Annotated in this window: 16 protein-coding genes, 1 tRNA gene and 1 pseudogene; 14 read left to right on the forward strand and 4 right to left on the reverse strand. The window is 34.4% G+C overall.

All coding sequences use genetic code 11. The features are described from left to right. Positions 1–67: 67 nt before the first annotated feature. The 7 genes from udk (at position 68) to BLT48_RS01750 (ending at position 5111) form a co-directional block, all read left to right on the forward strand. A complete protein-coding gene (gene udk, locus BLT48_RS01720; protein ID WP_035022344.1) occupies positions 68–709 on the forward strand; it encodes a uridine kinase in 642 nt (213 codons plus the stop codon). A 181-nt stretch (positions 710–890) separates the two neighbouring features. After that, the gene (gene greA / locus BLT48_RS01725) at positions 891–1364 is read left to right on the forward strand and encodes a transcription elongation factor GreA (protein WP_035022347.1); all 474 of its coding nucleotides are present in this window, start codon (positions 891–893) and stop codon (positions 1362–1364) included. Positions 1365–1524: 160 nt separating this feature from the next. Then, the gene (liaF, locus tag BLT48_RS01730) at positions 1525–2259 is read left to right on the forward strand and encodes a cell wall-active antibiotics response protein LiaF (RefSeq protein WP_035024134.1); all 735 of its coding nucleotides are present in this window, start codon (positions 1525–1527) and stop codon (positions 2257–2259) included. After that, positions 2256–3341, forward strand: a complete 1086-nt coding sequence (locus BLT48_RS01735; protein WP_035022350.1) for a sensor histidine kinase — start codon at positions 2256–2258, stop codon at positions 3339–3341. The genes liaF and BLT48_RS01735 overlap by 4 nt, the downstream gene beginning before the upstream one ends. Then, positions 3334–3966, forward strand: a complete 633-nt coding sequence (locus BLT48_RS01740; protein ID WP_089974712.1) for a response regulator transcription factor — start codon at positions 3334–3336, stop codon at positions 3964–3966. Before BLT48_RS01735 ends, BLT48_RS01740 begins: the two co-directional genes overlap by 8 nt. Before the next feature lie 72 nt (positions 3967–4038). Continuing rightward, positions 4039–4698 carry a potassium channel family protein gene (locus BLT48_RS01745; protein ID WP_035022356.1) on the forward strand — a complete coding sequence of 220 codons (660 nt, stop codon included), beginning with the start codon at positions 4039–4041 and terminating at the stop codon, positions 4696–4698. Between the two features lie 119 nt (positions 4699–4817). Then, positions 4818–5111 carry a HesB/YadR/YfhF family protein gene (locus tag BLT48_RS01750; protein ID WP_035022358.1) on the forward strand — a complete coding sequence of 98 codons (294 nt, stop codon included), beginning with the start codon at positions 4818–4820 and terminating at the stop codon, positions 5109–5111. Between the two features lie 60 nt (positions 5112–5171). On the opposite strand, the gene rnjA is transcribed toward BLT48_RS01750, so the two are convergent. Together rnjA and BLT48_RS01760 are read right to left on the reverse strand one after the other, a co-directional pair. Continuing rightward, positions 5172–6842 carry a ribonuclease J1 gene (gene rnjA, locus BLT48_RS01755; protein ID WP_035022361.1) on the reverse strand — a complete coding sequence of 557 codons (1671 nt, stop codon included), beginning with the start codon at positions 6840–6842 and terminating at the stop codon, positions 5172–5174. Continuing rightward, positions 6842–7057: a DNA-directed RNA polymerase subunit epsilon gene (locus BLT48_RS01760; RefSeq protein WP_035022364.1), complete on the reverse strand. Its 216-nt coding sequence runs from the start codon at positions 7055–7057 to the stop codon at positions 6842–6844. Before BLT48_RS01760 ends, rnjA begins: the two co-directional genes overlap by 1 nt. A gap of 467 nt (positions 7058–7524) precedes the next feature. Between BLT48_RS01760 and BLT48_RS01765 the strand changes: the two genes are divergently transcribed. The 6 genes from BLT48_RS01765 to BLT48_RS01790 all read left to right on the forward strand — a co-directional run bounded on the left by BLT48_RS01765 (position 7525) and on the right by BLT48_RS01790 (position 15342). After that, positions 7525–9255, forward strand: a complete 1731-nt coding sequence (locus BLT48_RS01765; protein ID WP_035022367.1) for an ABC transporter ATP-binding protein — start codon at positions 7525–7527, stop codon at positions 9253–9255. Beyond that, positions 9252–11027 (forward strand): ABC transporter ATP-binding protein, encoded by a 1776-nt coding sequence (locus BLT48_RS01770; RefSeq protein WP_035022370.1) that lies wholly within the window; start codon positions 9252–9254, stop codon positions 11025–11027. Before BLT48_RS01765 ends, BLT48_RS01770 begins: the two co-directional genes overlap by 4 nt. A gap of 404 nt (positions 11028–11431) precedes the next feature. After that, on the forward strand, positions 11432–12211 hold the full coding sequence (locus tag BLT48_RS01775) for a Cof-type HAD-IIB family hydrolase (protein ID WP_035022373.1): 780 nt from the start codon (positions 11432–11434) through the stop codon (positions 12209–12211). 84 nt (positions 12212–12295) lie between these two features. Beyond that, positions 12296–12366, forward strand: a tRNA-Ala gene (locus BLT48_RS01780). 379 nt (positions 12367–12745) lie between these two features. Next, entirely contained in the window at positions 12746–14527 is a 1782-nt protein-coding gene (gene spxB / locus BLT48_RS01785) for a pyruvate oxidase (RefSeq protein WP_035022376.1), read from the forward strand. Between the two features lie 167 nt (positions 14528–14694). After that, a complete protein-coding gene (locus BLT48_RS01790) occupies positions 14695–15342 on the forward strand; it encodes a hypothetical protein (protein WP_089974715.1) in 648 nt (215 codons plus the stop codon). A gap of 473 nt (positions 15343–15815) precedes the next feature. Here the strand turns inward: BLT48_RS01790 and BLT48_RS14130 are convergent. Further along, positions 15816–15908: pseudogene (locus BLT48_RS14130) on the reverse strand (SEC-C metal-binding domain-containing protein); the annotation flags it as partial. A 1156-nt stretch (positions 15909–17064) separates the two neighbouring features. After that, positions 17065–17769 (reverse strand): GntR family transcriptional regulator, encoded by a 705-nt coding sequence (locus BLT48_RS01805; protein ID WP_089974721.1) that lies wholly within the window; start codon positions 17767–17769, stop codon positions 17065–17067. 138 nt (positions 17770–17907) lie between these two features. Here BLT48_RS01805 and BLT48_RS14135 point away from each other — a divergent pair, with 138 nt between their 5' ends. Next, positions 17908–18774: a PTS transporter subunit EIIC gene (locus BLT48_RS14135; RefSeq protein WP_280513123.1), complete on the forward strand. Its 867-nt coding sequence runs from the start codon at positions 17908–17910 to the stop codon at positions 18772–18774. Positions 18775–18794: the final 20 nt, after the last annotated feature.

Raw genomic sequence — 18794 nt, forward strand, 5'->3', positions numbered from 1 at the left:
AATAAAGAATAAAAAAAAGCATTGGATCACTTGATTCAATGCTTTTCATAAAGGAAAGAGGAATAGTATGACGAACAAAAAGAGACCAATAGTGATTGGAGTTACTGGAGGATCTGGAAGCGGAAAAACAAGTGTCAGTCGTGCCATCTACAATCAATTTACAGGACATTCTATTTTAATGTTGGAACAAGATTTTTACTATAAAAATCAAGACGACTTATCCTTTGAAGAACGTTTAAAAACAAATTATGACCACCCGTTTGCTTTTGATACAGATTTACTTATTCAGCACTTAAAAGATTTGATTCACTACAAGTCAATTGAAAAGCCAGTATATGACTATGCTGCGCATACTAGAAGTAAGGATATTATCATTCAAGAACCCAAAGAGGTTATCATTCTTGAAGGAATCTTGATTTTGGAAGATTCACGATTAAGAAAATTAATGGATATAAAAGTATACGTAGATACAGATGACGATATACGTATCATTCGTCGAATCAAACGAGATATAGAAGAACGAGGCCGTACACTTGATTCAGTTATTGAACAGTACTTAACAGTCGTGAAACCGATGCACCATCAATTTGTTGAACCTTCTAAAAAATACGCAGATATTATTATTCCAGAAGGTGGAACAAACCAAGTAGCAATCGATTTGATGACGACAAAAATTAGAAGTATACTAGTTGAAGAATCGAAGGTATAAAGACAATAGTAAATTCATTTAAAAGATGATAGTTGAATCAAAAGTTTAGAAAAATTAGAATTTTAGGTTTACAAATAGAATTCTACATGGTATCTTGTCAATATTGAAAATATAATTACGCTTTCAGCTAAATAGTGAAAGCAAGAATCAGATATGATTCTAATAAAGGAGATCGCATTAAATGATTGAAAAAGTATATCCAATGACATTAGATGGCAAACAAAAGTTAGAAGAAGAATTAGAATACCTTAAAACGGTTAAACGTAAAGACATCGTAGAAAGAATCAAGATTGCTCGTAGTTTTGGAGATTTATCTGAAAACTCTGAGTATGAATCAGCAAAAGATGAACAAGCTTTTGTTGAAGGAAGAGTAACAACTATTGAAAATATGTTGCGTTTTTCTGAGATTATTGATAATTCAAATACCGCAACTGATGAAGTTTCATTAGGTAGAAAAGTAACCTTTATTGAATTGCCAGATGGTGATGAAGAAGAATATACGATTGTTGGTAGCGCAGAAGCTGATCCTTTCAAGGGATTAATTTCGAATGACTCACCTATTGCCAAAGCTTTAATGGGCAAAAAAGTAGGTAGTGAAGTTACTTTTGGAACTCCAGGTGGAGATATGTTGGTTAGAATTGTAGAAATTAGTTGATTTAATGTATTTTTTAATAAAAGCTACTCATTGAGCAGCTTTTATTTTTTTTGGATATACGTCTTTAGTCTTAGTTAGAGTTCATGCTAAAGAACATTACATAATGAGTTAAAAACGGTATACTGGGTAAAAGAAACATAACAAAGGAGACTTAATGGGTATGAGAAATAATTGGAAATGGTTCTTACTAATTGAATCACTCTTATTGATAGTAGCTTTATACCAGCTGATTCATAATCTATTTATATTAGGGCTCTTTGCTATTGGTGGCTGGTTGATCTTTTTAAGCCGTGATCAGCAAAAAAGAAAAAGAAGAATGCCTTTAGTTATTGGAATTTTTTTAATGGCTTTTGCATTAATGTCGTTAGCTGGTTTTTGGTATATGCTAATTGGAGCGGTTGTCTTCCTTTACCTAAATTATGGCAAGGTATTTTCAAAAATGGACTCCTTCAATTTCCAGCAAGCTCCATGGAATGAAAAAGAGATTGTAGTTGTTGAAACAACCGATAGTTTGCCAAAGAATGCCAAGCGCTTTAAAAGAAATTGGTTAGGAAATGAAAGAATCGGTAACACAATATATGAGTGGGATGATATTAATTTTTCGATTTTTATGGGAGACACAATCATTGATTTAGGAAACACTATTCTCCCAAAAAATGAAAGTTATATTGTTATTCGAAAAGGATTTGGGAAAACACGTATTTTGGTTCCAAATGGTATTGGTATCATGATTGAACACAGTGCTGTTAAAGGGAAAATTACATTTGAAGAACAACAGTATATTTTGGAGAATGAATCCGTTAAACTATACAGTAAGCATTATGAAGACCAAGCCAGAACATTAAAGATTATAACAAACGTGTTGGTTGGGGATTTAGAGGTGATCGCAATATGAAGCAAAAAGTTATTCGATCACTTTTTTTCTCCAGTAGTATCATTATATTTATGTTGTTTTTTGTCATTATAGCCAGTTACAGCTTTGCATATTCTCCTGAAAGCTGGTATTTAGATATTTTTACAACACGCTTTTTTTATATTCCTTTTATTGGGTATTTACTGGCTGTCTCAGCAGCGATTGGTCTAGGTGTTACACTTGGTGTTTATTATCTAAACAAACGCCAGTGGCAACACATAGAAGAGACTCTTCACACTCTTGTAAAAGGAGACTATTCAAAAGAGACATTTGATCAACTACTTGCTAAGAATGAAGAGGATTATTTTTTTTCTGATGAATTGAAAAGAGCACTTGTGGATATTCGTGAAAAATTAGTCACATTAGCCAATGAAGTACAAATAAACAGCAATTCAGCCAATTCTATTAATGGTCAGACGAAAGAAGAAATTCTGGTCTCTGAACGGAGCCGTTTGGCACGAGAATTACACGATTCCGTCAGTCAACAACTATTTGCAGCTATGATGATGTTGTCTGCTTTAAATGAGCAGATGGGTGAGTCAAGCGGAGCCTTACAAAAGCAAGTAAAATTAATAGAGTCTATTGTAAATGAAGCGCAGGCTGAAATGCGAGCTTTATTACTCCATTTAAGACCCGTCAATTTAGAAGGAAAGTCATTGAAAAAAGGAATTGAGCAACTGTTAAATGAGCTTCGCACCAAAATTCAAATTGAATTAAATTGGGATATTGAGGATGTTTCACTACCAAATGGCATAGAAGATCATCTTTTTCGTATCGTTCAAGAACTTCTTTCAAATACATTGCGGCATTCAAAAGCAAACGAATTAGAGGTTTACTTGCACATCATTGATCAATCTGTTTTATTGAGAGTCATTGACGATGGAATTGGTTTCAATACGACTGAAAACAAAGCTGGAAATTATGGGTTGCAGAATATTAATGAACGAGTAATCGGAATGGGTGGGACATGCAAGATTATCAGCTTTAAAAATAAGGGAACAAGTGTTGAGATAAAGATACCGCTTATGACTAAAATCGAAAAAGGGGCAGGGAAATATGATTAAAGTATTATTAGTGGACGATCATGAAATGGTTCGATTAGGAGTTTCCTCTTACTTATCCATCCAAAGTGACATAGAGGTTATAGGAGAAGCTGAGAACGGAAAAATTGGTTTTGAAAAGGCAATGGAGCTGCGTCCAGATGTTATTTTGATGGACTTAGTGATGGATATAATGGATGGTATCGAGTCAACAAAAGCTATTATGAAAGAATGGCCTGAAGCAAAAATCGTTATTGTAACTAGTTTTATTGATGACGAAAAAGTTTACCCTGCACTGGAAGCAGGAGCGTCCAGCTATATTTTAAAAACATCAACTGCAAGTACAATTGCGAATGCGATTCGCTCTACATATAAGGGTGAAACGATTCTGGAACCGGAAGTAACCGGAAAAATGATGGAACGTCTAACTAAAAAGCCTATTCATCAACTACATGAGGATCTAACGAATCGTGAACAAGAGATTCTCATGTTGATTGCTCAAGGCAATTCTAACCAAGAAATTGCTGACGCACTTTTCATAACCCTTAAAACGGTTAAAACACATGTTTCAAATATATTAGCTAAGTTAGAAGTAGAAGATCGAACGCAAGCAGCAATTTATGCTTTTAAACATCACCTTATTGAGTAAAGCAAGATAAACAAGTACAATGAAGTCGATAGGAACTAGTATAGAGTTAAGAATAAGAAAGATGGTGAATAAATGAAAAAGAACTTTGCAATTATTGGTTTAGGGCGTTTTGGCAGCAGTATTTGTCGTACGCTTGTAGAAAGTGGACATGATGTACTGGCGATTGATTTAAATGAAGATAGAGTAAATGAGTATATGAATATAGCCACTCATGCAGTTGTTGCAAATGCTCAAGATGAAAGTGTTTTACGTTCATTGGGGATCCGTAATTTTGATCATGTCATTATAGCTATTGGTGAGGATATTCAAGCAAGCATTTTAACCACACTTATGATCAAAGAAATGGGTAATTCATACATCACAGCTAAAGCTCAAAATGCCTACCATGGAAAAGTGTTAGAAAAAATAGGAGCCGATCATGTTGTCCACCCTGAAAGAGATATGGGTATTCGAATTGGACATCATTTGGTTTCACGAAACGTAGTGGATTATTTAGAACTATCGGATAAATATTCATTAGTTGAACTAAAAGTAACCAACTCAAAATTTTTTAATAAAACACTTTTAGAATTAAATTTTAGACAACGTTATGGACTAAATGTTATTGGAATTCGACGAGGGCAAGAGATGATCATTTCTCCTGCAGCTGATGCCGTCATTCAGGTGAATGATACGCTTATGATCGTTGGCGGTATTAAAGAAATTGATTGGTTAGAAAACCAAATGCCATAGAAATACGTTCAAGAAAAACCCAAAGATGTTGTTGTATCTTTAATTATGATACTATTAATAAGGATAATAAGTTCTTATGAGAGGAGGAATCACAGAGAATCATTTCTGTGAAACTTACTATGAAAATTGAAATAACAGATAGTGCTAAAGAATGGTTTGAAAATGAGGTGGGTCTTGAAAAAGGAAGTGGCATTCGATTTTTAGGAAAAGTTTATGGAAGCACTGAAGTCCATGAAGGATTCTCAGTCGGAATGGAAGTTACTCAACCCGCTGAAGTCTTAGCTAAAACCATTATTGATGGGATCATTTACTTTATTGATAAAAATGATGAATGGTTTTTTAGTGGATACGATTTACAAGTTAATTATGATAAAGAACGGGAAGAACCAATCTACCATTTTATTGAACACTAAAAAAAGCCTCACCCGACATTTTATTTTGTAGAATGTCAGGTGAGGCTTTTTTTTAAGAGATTAAACTGGCATAATAACCGGTAAAATCATAGGGTGTCTTTCAGTTCGTTCAAATAAGAATGGTTTTAAACTTTCAATGATTGTGTTTTTTAAAGTTTGTTCGGTAACTTTATCATTTGCTAAACTTCTATTTAAACTTTTAGTCATAACTTGTTGTGCATCATTAATTAATTCTCCAGATTCACGCATATAAATAAATCCACGAGACAAGATATCAGGACCTGCTAATACTTCTTTAGACTTGTAATCGATTGTTACTACGACAACAACCAACCCTTCTTCAGATAGCAACTTACGGTCACGTAAAACAACATTTCCGATGTCTCCGATTCCTTTACCATCTACATAGACATCTCCAGCTTCGAAGTGCCCAGCTTCTCTGGCTGAATCAGCCGTTAAAGCTATGATATCACCATTATCTAAGATAAAAGAATTTTCTTTAGGAATTCCTACTAGTTCAGCAAGACCTGCATGAATTTTTTGCATTCTGTATTCACCATGAACAGGGATAAAGTATTTAGGTTTCATTAAACGAAGCATCAATTTTTGTTCTTGTTGACCACCATGTCCAGAAGTATGAACATTATTTACTCTTCCATGAATAACATTTGCACCAGCTTCAGAAAGTAAATTAATAACACGATTTACACTTGAAGTATTCCCAGGGATAGGAGAGCTAGAAAAAATTACTGTATCACCAGGTTGAATAGAAATTTGACGATGTGTACCATTAGCGATACGACTCAAGGCTGCCATTGGCTCACCTTGTGATCCTGTACATAAAATAATACTTTCCTTTGCAGGAAGGCGATTAATTTCTCTAGGTTCTATAAAGGTTTCTTCTGGAGCAGTGATATAGCCTAATTGACGACCAGTTGTAACAGACGATTCCATACTACGACCAAAAACAGCTATTTTACGTCCTGTTTTGATTGCTGCATTTGCAACTTGTTGCAAACGAGAAATATTAGAAGCAAAAGTCGCAAAAATGATACGGCCTTCTACTTTTTGCATGATACTTGTGATTGATTCTCCAACAACTTGTTCAGATTTAGTGAAAGTAGGGATTTCAGCATTTGTACTATCAGATAAAAGAGCTAGTACACCTTCATCACCTATTTTAGCCATTCTGTGCAAGTTTGCTGGTTTGCCTACTGGAGTAAAATCAAATTTGTAATCTCCAGTTAGAACGATGTTGCCGGGTGGTGTCTTAACGACAATACCAAAAGCTTCGGGAATACTATGTGTCGTTCTAAAAAAACTAACACTTGTTTTACGGAATTTTATGACGTCATCTTCACCAATTTCGTGCAATACTGTATCACGCAATAAACCATGTTCAGTTAATTTGTTACGAATTAACGCAGAAGCTAATGGTCCGGCATAAATTGGAATATTGGCTTGTCTTAATAAGAAAGGAATACCACCAATATGATCCTCATGTCCATGTGTGATAACTAAAGCTTTAACTTTATGGATATTTTGAACAATGTAACTGTAATCAGGAATAACATAATCAATTCCTAATAATTCGTCTTCAGGAAATTTAATACCGGCGTCAATAATGATGATTTCATCTTGAAATTGAACACCATACGTATTTTTACCAATTTCCCCTAAACCCCCAATGGCAAAGACAGCAGCTTCATTATTTTTTATAGAAGGTTTCATTAGTTAAACTCCACTAACTTGAAATCCGGACTATTTTGTTCGTATTCAAGATACTTTCCATCAATTTTTTGAACAAGTTCAATATTATAGGGGGTATTTTGTTCAACCAATTCACGTGCTTCCACAGCACTTCCTGCTTCTAGATAAAGTGCTTGTGTGTCTTCTCTTTTTGGGTTTCTTAATTTTGTTTCTTGATAATTAACTTTAAAAATCATTTATTTCTCTCCTCTTTATACGTTCTCTCTAGAATAGATAGAACGTTAGTCTTTTTTATAAAAAATTGGTGAAGTGTTTTGCATTACGAAAAAATCAATCTATGAACTTTATTCAAAGATGACAAACGAAAACCACGTCAGTTTAATTCCTTAACATGAATGTAAAGCTACTAGAAAAAAATTATGATTTCTTCTTTGTATTCAGTTTAGTTTTTTCCCGAACTAGTGGTTGTGGTAAGTACACAACAGCTAAATTTATTTTACCATAATTCATTAATTAAGTATAGAAAGTTAGTTGGTACGAAAAAAATAGAAATTGACTATTCGTACTTAGAAGAAATTATGCTATATTGTAATAGATGTTTTTTGACGATGCAAGGGATAAACAGACTAAGATCTTATTTTTAGTTTTAAAGGTAAAAACACAAAATCATCAACAATAGAATAATTTTAAGGGAGATGAGAAATTGAATTTAATGTGGAGATATACAATGAAGTATAAAAAATTAGTATTGATAAATTTTTTGTGCGTTTTTGGTTTCATCTTGATTGAACTAGGACTGCCCACTTTGTTGGCACAGCTAATCAATAAAGGTTTAATGTTTAATGATTTTGACGTTGTAACCTATTATGGGAAATGGATGTTTATCATTTCTATAATTGGATTGATTGGGTTGATTGGTCTAGCGTATACCGTTAGTAGCATTACTACTAGACTCGTTCGTGATATTCGTAATGACATTTTTGAAAAAGTGCAGTCTTTTTCTCACAAAGAATACAACGAATTTGGTGTCTCTTCATTAGTGACACGCACAACAAATGATGCATTTCAAATTATGGTTTTCATGCAAATGGTTTTACGAGTAGGAATGATGACTCCGCTCATGTTCATTTCTAGTTTTATCATGATCATTCGAACCAGTCCGTCATTGTCGTATGTCGTGTTGATTGCCGTCCCTTTTTTAATTGGAATTGTTTATTTCATTGGAAAGCACTCCGCACCTTTATCCAATAGACAACAAATTAATTTGGATGAAATCAACTTAAACTTACGCGAAAATTTAACAGGTTTAAGAGTGATTCGTGCATTTGTAAAAGAAAAGTTTCAAGAAAGCCGATTTTATCAAGTTAACGATAATTATATGAATGTTTCTAAAAAATTATTTAAGTTGATGGCGTTAGCCATGCCGACTTTCTCAATTGTCTTTAACTGTATTTTTGCAGTTGTTATTTGGTTGGGGGCTATAGAAATAAATACTGGGGATCTTCAAGTAGGGAGTTTAGTTGCATTTATAGAATATATTTTTCATGCTCTTTTTTCATTTATGATGTTTGCTAACATTTTTACTATGTACCCAAGAGCAGCTGTTTCTGCTAGACGGATCGAAGAAATATTAACTACTGTACCGTCTATTACAGAAAATGAAAATGGCGTAACGGAAACGGAAACACATGGATACTTGACTTTTGAAGATGTGACGTTCGCTTATCCTGGCAATACTGAAGAACCGGTTATTGAAAATGTAAGTTTTACAGTGAGACCTGGTGAAACTGCTGCATTTATTGGAAGCACAGGTAGTGGAAAATCGAGTTTGATTCAGTTGATACCTCGATTTTATGATGTTACGAAAGGTCGTATTTTAGTCGATGGAGTAGATGTTAGAGAATATAACTTAAGAGCATTACGTCAAAAGATAGGCTACATTCCTCAAAAGGCTTTGTTATTTACCGGAACAATTACTGACAATATGCGTTATGGGAAATGGAATGCTGACAATAAAGAAATTGAGGAAGCTTCAGATATTTCTCAATCTAAAGATTTTATTTTGAAAAAACCGAAACAATTTGATGAATTTTTATCTGAAGGTGGAAGCAATATGTCTGGTGGACAAAAACAACGTCTATCGATAGCACGTGCCATCATAAAAAAACCGGATATTTATATTTTTGATGATAGTTTCTCAGCATTGGATTATCAAACTGATGCAAAATTAAGAGCGCGTTTAAAATTGGAAACTAAAAATGCAGCCGTCCTGATTGTTGCCCAACGAGTGGGTACCATTATGCATGCGGATAATATTATTGTATTAAACAAAGGTGTTGTAGTTGCTCAAGGAACGCATGCAGAATTATTGAAAAAATCTGATGTCTACTATGATATTGCCTCATCACAGTTGTCGAAGGAGGAGTTAGAATGAGTCATATGAAAGGTTCATTACGCCGAATTTGGCAGTATATCAAACCTTATAAAATTGGTTTTCTATCTGCTATTTCGTTAACCATTGTCTGTATGATCGTAAATGCTCTACAGCCTTACATTATTGGATTGGCTATGACAGAGCTAGGTAAAAATGTTTCTGATATGTTGAATAATGTGCCGAATGCAGGAGTTAATTTCCCTTATATTCGTAACATTATCATCATTATCTTGGGGATGGCAGCTATTTATCAAATTACCTTGTATTTATCTTCGTATATCATGACGAATGTCGTTCAAAATACCATGCGTGATTTAAGAAATGAAATTGAACTAAAAATTAATCGTCTTCCAGTCTCATACTTTGATCGAAATCAACAAGGAAATATATTAAGTCGTGTCACAAATGATGTTGATTCCATAAGTAATGCGATGCAACAAAGTTTAATTCAAATGGTTAATTCGTTTATGGGAATTGTGTTCGCTATAACGATGATGTTGTATATCTCTGTTCCATTAGCAATAGTGATTATGACAACCATTCCACTTTCTTTTATTATTTCAAAAGCTATTATCAAAAAATCGCAACCCTATTTTAAAGGGCAACAAGAATCACTAGGGGCGATGAATGGACATGTGCAAGAAAGCTTTAGTGGATTTACTGAAATCAAACTTTATGGAAAAGAAAAAGATAAATTAGAAGAATTTAAAGGAATCAATGCAACGTTGAACAACTATGGTTTCAAAGCTGCCTTTATCTCTGGGATAATGAGCCCTTTAGTAGGATTTGTATCCAACCTAGCTTATTTCGGTATCGCGGTCGGCGGTGGGTACTTGGTTATTATGGGAAACCTGTCTTTAGGAAATTTACAAGCTTTTACTCAATACATTTGGCAAATTAACCAGCCTATTTCTCAAATCACACAACTATCTGGTGTTATTCAAAGTGCAGCAGCAGCAGTTAACCGTGTGTTCGAGATTTTAGATGAACCAGAAGAAATCATTAATGAAACTGAACATGCATTACCTAATACTATAGAAGGTAATGTTGATTTTGAACATGTTTCATTTGGCTATGACAAAGAAAAACCATTGATTACTGATTTGAATGTGTCAGTGAAAAAGGGGCAAACGGTAGCTGTTGTTGGACCTACAGGGGCAGGGAAAACGACGCTAATCAATTTATTAATGCGTTTCTACGACGTTGATAAAGGGGCCATTAAAATTGACGGTATCGATACAAAATCAATGTCCAGACAAGATGTTCGTTCGTTATTTGGAATGGTTTTACAAGATGCTTGGGTTTATAGTGGAACGATTGCTGAAAATATTCGTTTTGGTAAGTTAGATGCAACGGATGAAGAAGTTGTGGAAGCAGCAAAAACAGCTAATGTGGATCATTTTATACGAACTTTACCTGATGGATACAATATGAAACTAAACAAAGAAACGTCTAATGTATCTTTAGGTCAGAAGCAACTTTTAACTATTGCACGGGCTGTAATTTCTGATCCGAAAATTTTGATTCTAGATGAAGCGACTAGTTCAGTAGATACACGCTTAGAAAGTTTGATTCAAAAAGCGATGAAAAAAGTGATGGAAGGCAGAACAAGTTTCGTCATTGCCCATCGCTTGTCCACAATCCGAGATTCTGATTTAATTTTAGTCATGGATCAAGGTGAAATCATTGAACAAGGAACGCATGAAGAACTGCTTGAAAAAGGAACTTTTTATGCAAATCTATACAACAGTCAATTTAGTGAAGAAGAATAAAAAAAATTGAAAAAAACGGTTCTTTATTTTCTGGAGTTGATAAGGAAATTTCCTTCGGATTACGGGATAGCTTGCGGAAAGCCATGGGACCATTTTGAGCCGAAGAACGCGTCTCAAAACTTGCAAGCGTCAAACTTAACGTAGCGGCTAAAGCCGAACGCTAAGTAATTCTCAATGCATCCTTTTTCATGGCTGCAAGCTTCTCCTATTCCTCCGAAAATTTCTGGAATGTGTTAAAAGAAACTCAATTAATTACTGACCAACGTCAAATGTTGAAGAACCAAAAAAACATGGAAGTCCAGCGTGAATGGACTTCCATGTTTTTTTGTTTTTCAGTCTAGTAGTCTAGAAGAATAAAGGGTACAATTGTCTTATAAGCAGCAACAGAAAGGAAGAACCTAAACATGCAAAAGAAAATGATTTTTTTTGATATCGATGGAACATTAGTTAATGATCAAAAAAACATCCCAGAGAGCACCAAATTAGCGATTAAAGAACTAAAAAATAACGGTCATGAAATAGCTATTGCTACTGGACGAAATTTATTCATGGCTCAAAATATCATTGATGAATTAGAAATTAGCCATTATGTTGTTTGTAATGGAGCAGCAGGATACTTACATAACGAACAAGTTTACGAAAACCCGTTGGACCAAGCTCAATTAGAGAAACTTATTCAAGTAGCAGATTTGAATAATCATGACATGATTTATGAAACACCAGAGACATTAAGAAGAAGAAATGAAGAAGCTGACGTTAGTATAACTACAGCTATGAAATCTGTAGGTTATGGCGTCCCAAAATACGATCGAGATTTTTACTTACACAACTCGTTAGTTCAATGTTTGCTGTTTTACCGCGAAGACGAGAAACAATTTTATGAGAGTGGACAGTTTTCAAAATTCCGGTTTGTACGTTGGCATGATTCTGGAGTAGATGTATTGCCGCATGATGGTTCAAAAGCAAATACGGTCATTAGAGTTGCTTTAGAAAATGGCTTTAACATAGAAGATACCATTGCGTTTGGAGATGGCTTGAACGATTTAGAAATGATTGAAAAAGTTGGAACTGGAGTAGCAATGGGCAATGCTTTAGAAAGTGTAAAGTTAAGAGCCGATAAAGTAACAAAAAGTTGCAATGAAGATGGAATTTATATTGCATTAAAAGAACTGGGTTTGATATAATAAGTAGGCAGTCAATAGATAAATTTCGATTTATTTATATTGGGAGTATGGCTCAGTTATTTAGTTGCTGAAGCATTCTACTCTGGGGTCTTGGTATAATGGGATTACGATTGGCTGGCAGCCAATTAATACGGGTTCAATTCCCGTAGACTCCATACTTGAATTTAATAGTTGTTTGTAAAAGCATTGATATAATAGGTTTATATCAATGCTTTTTGCTTGTGATGCTTTTCAGGTTGGAGTTTAGGACTCTCTTAATAGATAAATTTGTTTTATAATCAAATGAATCTTGGTTTGGAATTCATTTGATTGATAAAACTATTTATTAGTCAAATTGAGCGATTTATTGTTTTTAATTGTAAATATGTAGAATAAATGATGGAATTTTGAATGGTTCGTTAGATTAGGTTAAAAATCTGTACATTTTTTCACAGAATTTCATTTTATTGGAAAGTAAACCTTGATTCTTAATTTAAACGTGTTAAAATTGGACTGGCGTTTATTTTATGAAATTAATTTAGGAGGATTTTTAAAATGACAAATGGAAAAACTAAAGTTAGTACAGCTTCATTAAAAGTTTTAGCGGGATGGGGAATAGACACAATTTATGGTATTCCTTCAGGAACTTTGGCTCCTTTAATGGAAGCTTTAGGCGAACAAGAAGAAACAGATATTAAATTCCTACAAGTAAAACATGAAGAAGTAGGAGCAATGGCAGCTGTAATGCAATGGAAATTCGGCGGAAAATTAGGTGTGTGTGTTGGATCAGGTGGTCCCGGTGCATCTCACTTAATCAACGGTCTTTACGATGCAGCTATGGATAATACACCAGTTTTAGCTATCTTAGGATCTCGTCCACAAAGAGAATTAAACATGGATGCATTCCAAGAATTAAACCAAAACCCAATGTTTGATCACATCGCAGTTTACAACCGTCGTGTTGCTTACGCTGAACAATTACCAAAATTGATCGACGACGCAATTCGTACGGCTATCTCTAAACGTGGAGTAGCTGTGTTGGAAGTACCTGGTGACTTCGGTTACCATGAAATTGCTAACGACGCATTCTACTCTTCAGGTCACAGCTACCGTGATTACGTTTCTTCTGCAATCAACGAAGCAGATATCGACGCAGCTGTTGAAGTATTAAACAACGCTAAACGTCCTGTTATCTATGCAGGTATCGGAACTATGGGACATGGTCCAGCAGTTCAAGAATTATCTCGTAAATTAAAAGCTCCAGTTATCACAACTGGTAAAAACTTTGAAACTTTCGACTATGACTTTGAAGGATTAACTGGTTCAACATACCGTGTTGGTTGGAAACCAGCTAACGAAGCTGTTAGAGAAGCAGATACAGTTCTTTTCGTTGGTTCAAACTTCCCGTTTGCTGAAGTAGAAAATACTTTCGGAAGCGTTGAAAAATTCATTCAAATCGACAACAACCCAACAATGCTTGGTAAACGTCATAACGCAGATGTTGCTATTCTTGGTGATGCTGGTGAAGCAGTTCACTCATTACTAGAAAAAGTAGCACCTGTTGAAGAATCAGCATGGTGGACTGCTAACTTGAAAAACGTTCAAAACTGGCGTGATTACATGACTAAGTTGGAAACAAAAGAATCTGGTGCTTTACAACTTTATCAAGTATACAACGCTATCAACAAATATGCTGACGAAGATGCAATCTATTCAATTGATGTTGGGAACTCAACTCAAACATCTATCCGTCACTTGCACATGACTCCTAAAAACATGTGGAGAACTTCTCCATTGTTTGCTTCTATGGGTATTGCACTTCCTGGTGGTATTGCTGCTAAAAACGTATATCCTGATCGTCAAGCATTTAACTTAATGGGTGATGGTGCGTTCTCTATGAACTATCAAGACGTTGTTACTAACGTACGTTACGAAATGCCTGTTATCAACGTAGTATTCACTAACACTGAGTATGGTTTCATCAAGAACAAATACGAAGATACAAATACAAATACTTTCGGTACTGAATTTACTGATGTAGACTACGCTAAAATTGGTGAGGCACAAGGTGCTATTGGTTTCACAGTAAGCCGTATCGAAGACATGGATCAAGTAATGGCTGATGCTGTTAAAGCTAACAAAGAAGGTAAAACAGTCGTAATTGATGCTAAAATTACAAAAGAACGTCCAATTCCAGTGGAAACATTGAAATTAGACCCTACATTGTATAGCGCTGAAGAAATTAAAGCTTACAAAGAAAAATATGAAGCTGAAGAATTAGTACCATTTAGCGAGTACCTAAAAGCTGAAGGTCTAGAATCTATCGTAGCTAAATAATTTTCTGATAGATAACTTAATATTTAATAGAAAGTTGAGTCACCATGTTAAAGTGGTGACTCAACTTTTTTTGTTAGGCAGATGTTATATAAATCTAAAAGGAATTGTTTGAATAATGCGTATTGTAAAGACGTATAGTATAACCATAAAAATCGGAGGCGTTGAAGTTGAAAATAGACAATCAAGAGCAGTTATTGGTAAATTTGAATAAAAAAATAATCATGGAACCGGCAGAATTAACTTTTTCTGGCAAAAGTACTATAAAAGATATTACCAATGTTCATCCAGAGTTAGGGAATCCTTTTCAGTATGAGTTATTCCAATTATTAATGGCTGATTGGAAGGGTGATAAAATTGCTTTAGTTGTAGACTCTTTAGAAATGAGAGATTACCTCACACAGCAAGAAGACTATGAATATTTTCAGGGTTACAAGCAAATATTGAGACGCGAGGTCCATATAAAGAGTGAGATTCATGTCATTTCCATTCCTCCATCCGAAGCGAAACGATTGAAAAAGAAATGGAAACAATTTGTGAATCAATTTGTGCTCATCAATTATGATTCGCATTTATTTATGACTATCGATCAGCGTCTATTTAGAAGAACAAAAAATCTGTTGCCTTATTTTGTATTAGCCCAAGCAGAAGAACGGAATGATTCAAACGGCAGCTGGGCTGGAGATCGTATTGGGATTGAACCGATAGGCACCCCGACATTTGATAACCAAGATTACTTTGAAATTTTCCGAATGATTGGGGATAAATCAGCCATCAGATTAGAAAAGGAAGATTTTGAGCGAAGATATGGTTTGTAAAATGAATATTTTTGGTCATATTTGAACAAAATAAACAGCCTCAATTGATAATAAAAAAACATAACAGAATCTCCAAAGAGAATTAAAACAACTGTTGCTCCTTCAAGAGCAATCAAGTTATTAGGAGAAGGGGATATTTTTTTTCTATGGTAAGACCTATCTAAGAAATATAACAATGGTTGATTATGAATTTGATTTAACGTTTATAAAACCTTTCGAGACAATTTATGGATTAGCAAGTAACAATAGTATAAGACATGCAGTTAATAAAAAAACTAATTTGTCAGATTTACCGGATGCGATACTTGTATTAACAACGTGTTCTGCTGACATAAATTACTTATCTATAAAACTAATATTGCGCTAATGAGAAGTTTTTTTTATTTGTGTAATAAACTTAAGAGATAAAGCAACCAACAAAAAATATGTAAAAAGCCATCAAGTGTTTTTTCTCACTCGAGGGCTTTTTGCATTTATTTCCCATGACAATGTTTGTATTTTTTCCCGCTACCACAAGGGCACGGCTCATTTCGGCCACCTTTTTTTACTCGGATAGGTTTTTGCTTTCCAGTGTTTTTATTCGTAAAAGGAACTACATTATTAGGAGCAGAGGACAATGTATTCTGATTTTTAGATAGTTCTTCTGGCGTATGACCTTTGTTGGACAATTTGCGCGAATGGTTGTTTAAGTTTAAATATAGGTGACTAAATTCTTCTATGTCTTTCGCGCTATTAAAAACAATGCTAAATTGACTGTTCAGTTCTCCAAATAGATTTTGCATGTCTAAATCGAGTTTAATATGGACCATAATCAGATCCATGATATCTATCAGTTCTTCTGAACTCAACTTTTTAGCGAAAAATCGACTCATTTTTTTGTATTGAGCAGTTCGCTCATCAAACTCGTGTTTAGCAAAATAGTTAATATCAGCTTTTGTTGGTTGGTAATAATTGTGGTGTGAAGAACTCGATAAGAAAACAGGTACATCATTTTCATTTAAAAAAGAGTTATCAAAAATGTATTCTAGATTATCTGTAAGTCTTAATCGTTCATTAAACCAAGCTAACTCAATTAATTCAAACAATAATTTGTTCAGTTCTAATGGATATTGTTTGTTGTGTTGTGTCCATACTTTTAAGAAAAAGTCCGTTTCAAAAGCGCCGTACAGATTCATAAATGCTTCTACGTATTCATGAAGTAGGTTTTTCCTTTTATTTTCTTCTTTAAAATCAAGATCATCAATAAAGTTTTGCAGCATTTCTTTAGTTTCATTTGGCATTACTAAAGTGTAAGTATCTTCGTAATAAAATAAGAATACCCAACGGAAATAAAGTAAATCAAATAAGTCTGGATTTTTATGGAAGAAAGGAATAAAATCAATTTTTTTTGGACCATTCACCAATTCTTTTAAGAGTTGAATATTTTCTTTTGATTGAAAAGATAATTGATGTCGACTTTTAAGTGATAGTTCTTTGAATAAATCTTCAGCAATAACGGTTTTTGTTTTACTACGGCGTACTCTATAACGAAGATCATCGGCTATTGTGATCATATCTTCTTTTGAATACGTCGTTAGGCATTTCGTAAAAGAAAAGACCGGTTTATGCAAAACGATGATGTGACCATATAGTTCATCGCGCATTTCTTGAGTGAATTCTTCTGACATTTAGTCTGTCTCCTTTAGAAAAGTATTTATTTATATTGATAGTTTAAATCTAAATTTAAAAATTATTCCCTTGTACAAAGAACTGAGCTTCTTCGTGATGGTATTTAATGTTGGAATAGTTAAACGGGCGACCGTTGCTTAAATAATAAATACTTTCGATAATTAAAGAAGGGTCGTGTGTTTCCAACTGTAGATATACTGCTTCTTCTTGATTTAATTTTCCGATACGCATAAATAAATCGGAAAAATGAATATTTATTTTTAAGTCATTTGTTAGATAGTTAAAAATAGATTGGCTGGCAATTTCTTTATTTAAATAGGGCACGACCGTTTTGAGGTAATAGGACTCTTCCACACAAAAAGGACGGGATTCGATATAACGCACGCGTTTAATGTAATAAAGCGTTTCTTGGTCTGTAAGTTCAAGTATTTCTGCTACATTTGAAGGAGCTTGGATTTCTTTCAATTCAATAACCTCAGAGGATAAATTGAATTCTCTAAAAATACTTTGGAATCCTTGAACATCCGTTAGATTAACAAAACCTTTGCGGTGACGACCACGTACATATGTACCGCTGCCTCTTACTTGGTAGATCATACCATTTGTCTCTAAAACTTCCAATGCTTTAATAATGGTGTTTTTACCGACATTATATGTACTTTCTAACTCAGTGAGAGTGGGCAATTTATGACCACGGGCTAAATTTTTTTCTTGAATGTAACTATTAATTTTGTTGGCGACTTCATGGTATTTGTTCATCAATTTGGCTCCTTTATCAAGAATTATATCATATTTTTAAGTGTAAGGGTATTGACAAAGTGTATGGGTATAATTTATGATGTAAATATAGAAATGAAATTATACCCATACGCTTTTCGATTAAATAGGAGGAAGAACATGAAAGAAAATAAAAACCGCGATTTAGCTGAGCGTATTTTGGAAGAGATTGGTGGAGAAAAAAACATATCCAATTCGACTCACTGTGCCACACGTTTACGGTTGGTACTGAAAGAAGAAAATGACGATATGGTCCAGTCTGTAAAAAAACTACCAGGGGTTATTGACGTAGTTCGTAAAGGTGGACAATTCCAAATCGTTATTGGAAACACAGTAGATAAAGTTTACACTGAATTCAGTGAACTAACTGGAGGAGAAAAGAAAGAAGCGACAGAAGATACGAAGAAAGGCAATATCTTTAGCCGAATCATTGCGACGATGTCAGCAGTGTTTGCGCCATTTGTTTATGTATTGGCAGCTGCCGGAACAATTCAAGGGGCGTTGATCATTTTGTCTCAGTTTTGGCCAAGCATTGTAGAAACGGGCACTTATCAAGTATTTGATGTGGTATCTTGGTCACCATTTACATTTTTACCAATTTTTATTGCGGTAACAGCGTCTAAACATTTTAAAACAAATACGTATACGGCAATTTTTGCAAACGCTGCCTTGGTAGCGCCAGGATTTTCAGAATTGGCACAACGAGCAGGTGCAGGAGAAGCTATTTCTTTCTTCGGTATGCCATTAAGTGAAACCGTTTATACTTCAACGGTTATTCCAGCTATTTTGCTGGTATGGTTATTATCGTATTTGGAACGTATCTTAGAACGCATTTTACCAGAGGCCGTAACGCGTCTGTTTACACCATTATTTAGTATTTTGATTGCGGTTCCATTAACCATTATCGTCATTGGACCGTTATCTGCAGCCGGAGCGAATGTAGTTGCAACAGGTTATACAGCCTTAGCGGTTTCTTTCCCAGCTTAGCTGGTATCATTATTGGGGGA

Origin of the sequence: Carnobacterium viridans (genome assembly GCF_900102725.1) — a bacterium.
GTDB classification, from domain to species: Bacteria; Bacillota; Bacilli; order Lactobacillales; family Carnobacteriaceae; genus Carnobacterium_B; species Carnobacterium_B viridans.

What these genes read in the sequence shown, in the direction of transcription:
- BLT48_RS01775 (WP_035022373.1), top strand. Translation starts at nt 11,432, where the DNA reads ATGCAAAAGAAAATGATTTTTTTTGATATCGATGGAACATTAGTTAAT.
- BLT48_RS01740 (WP_089974712.1), top strand. Translation starts at nt 3,334, where the DNA reads ATGATTAAAGTATTATTAGTGGACGATCATGAAATGGTTCGATTAGGA.
- udk (WP_035022344.1), top strand. Translation starts at nt 68, where the DNA reads ATGACGAACAAAAAGAGACCAATAGTGATTGGAGTTACTGGAGGATCT.
- BLT48_RS01750 (WP_035022358.1), top strand. Translation starts at nt 4,818, where the DNA reads ATGAAAATTGAAATAACAGATAGTGCTAAAGAATGGTTTGAAAATGAG.
- BLT48_RS01745 (WP_035022356.1), top strand. Translation starts at nt 4,039, where the DNA reads ATGAAAAAGAACTTTGCAATTATTGGTTTAGGGCGTTTTGGCAGCAGT.
- rnjA (WP_035022361.1), bottom strand. Translation starts at nt 6,842, where the DNA reads ATGAAACCTTCTATAAAAAATAATGAAGCTGCTGTCTTTGCCATTGGG.
- spxB (WP_035022376.1), top strand. Translation starts at nt 12,746, where the DNA reads ATGACAAATGGAAAAACTAAAGTTAGTACAGCTTCATTAAAAGTTTTA.
- BLT48_RS14135 (WP_280513123.1), top strand. Translation starts at nt 17,908, where the DNA reads ATGAAAGAAAATAAAAACCGCGATTTAGCTGAGCGTATTTTGGAAGAG.
- BLT48_RS01760 (WP_035022364.1), bottom strand. Translation starts at nt 7,057, where the DNA reads ATGATTTTTAAAGTTAATTATCAAGAAACAAAATTAAGAAACCCAAAA.
- BLT48_RS01770 (WP_035022370.1), top strand. Translation starts at nt 9,252, where the DNA reads ATGAGTCATATGAAAGGTTCATTACGCCGAATTTGGCAGTATATCAAA.
- liaF (WP_035024134.1), top strand. Translation starts at nt 1,525, where the DNA reads ATGAGAAATAATTGGAAATGGTTCTTACTAATTGAATCACTCTTATTG.
- BLT48_RS01805 (WP_089974721.1), bottom strand. Translation starts at nt 17,769, where the DNA reads ATGAACAAATACCATGAAGTCGCCAACAAAATTAATAGTTACATTCAA.
- BLT48_RS01735 (WP_035022350.1), top strand. Translation starts at nt 2,256, where the DNA reads ATGAAGCAAAAAGTTATTCGATCACTTTTTTTCTCCAGTAGTATCATT.
- greA (WP_035022347.1), top strand. Translation starts at nt 891, where the DNA reads ATGATTGAAAAAGTATATCCAATGACATTAGATGGCAAACAAAAGTTA.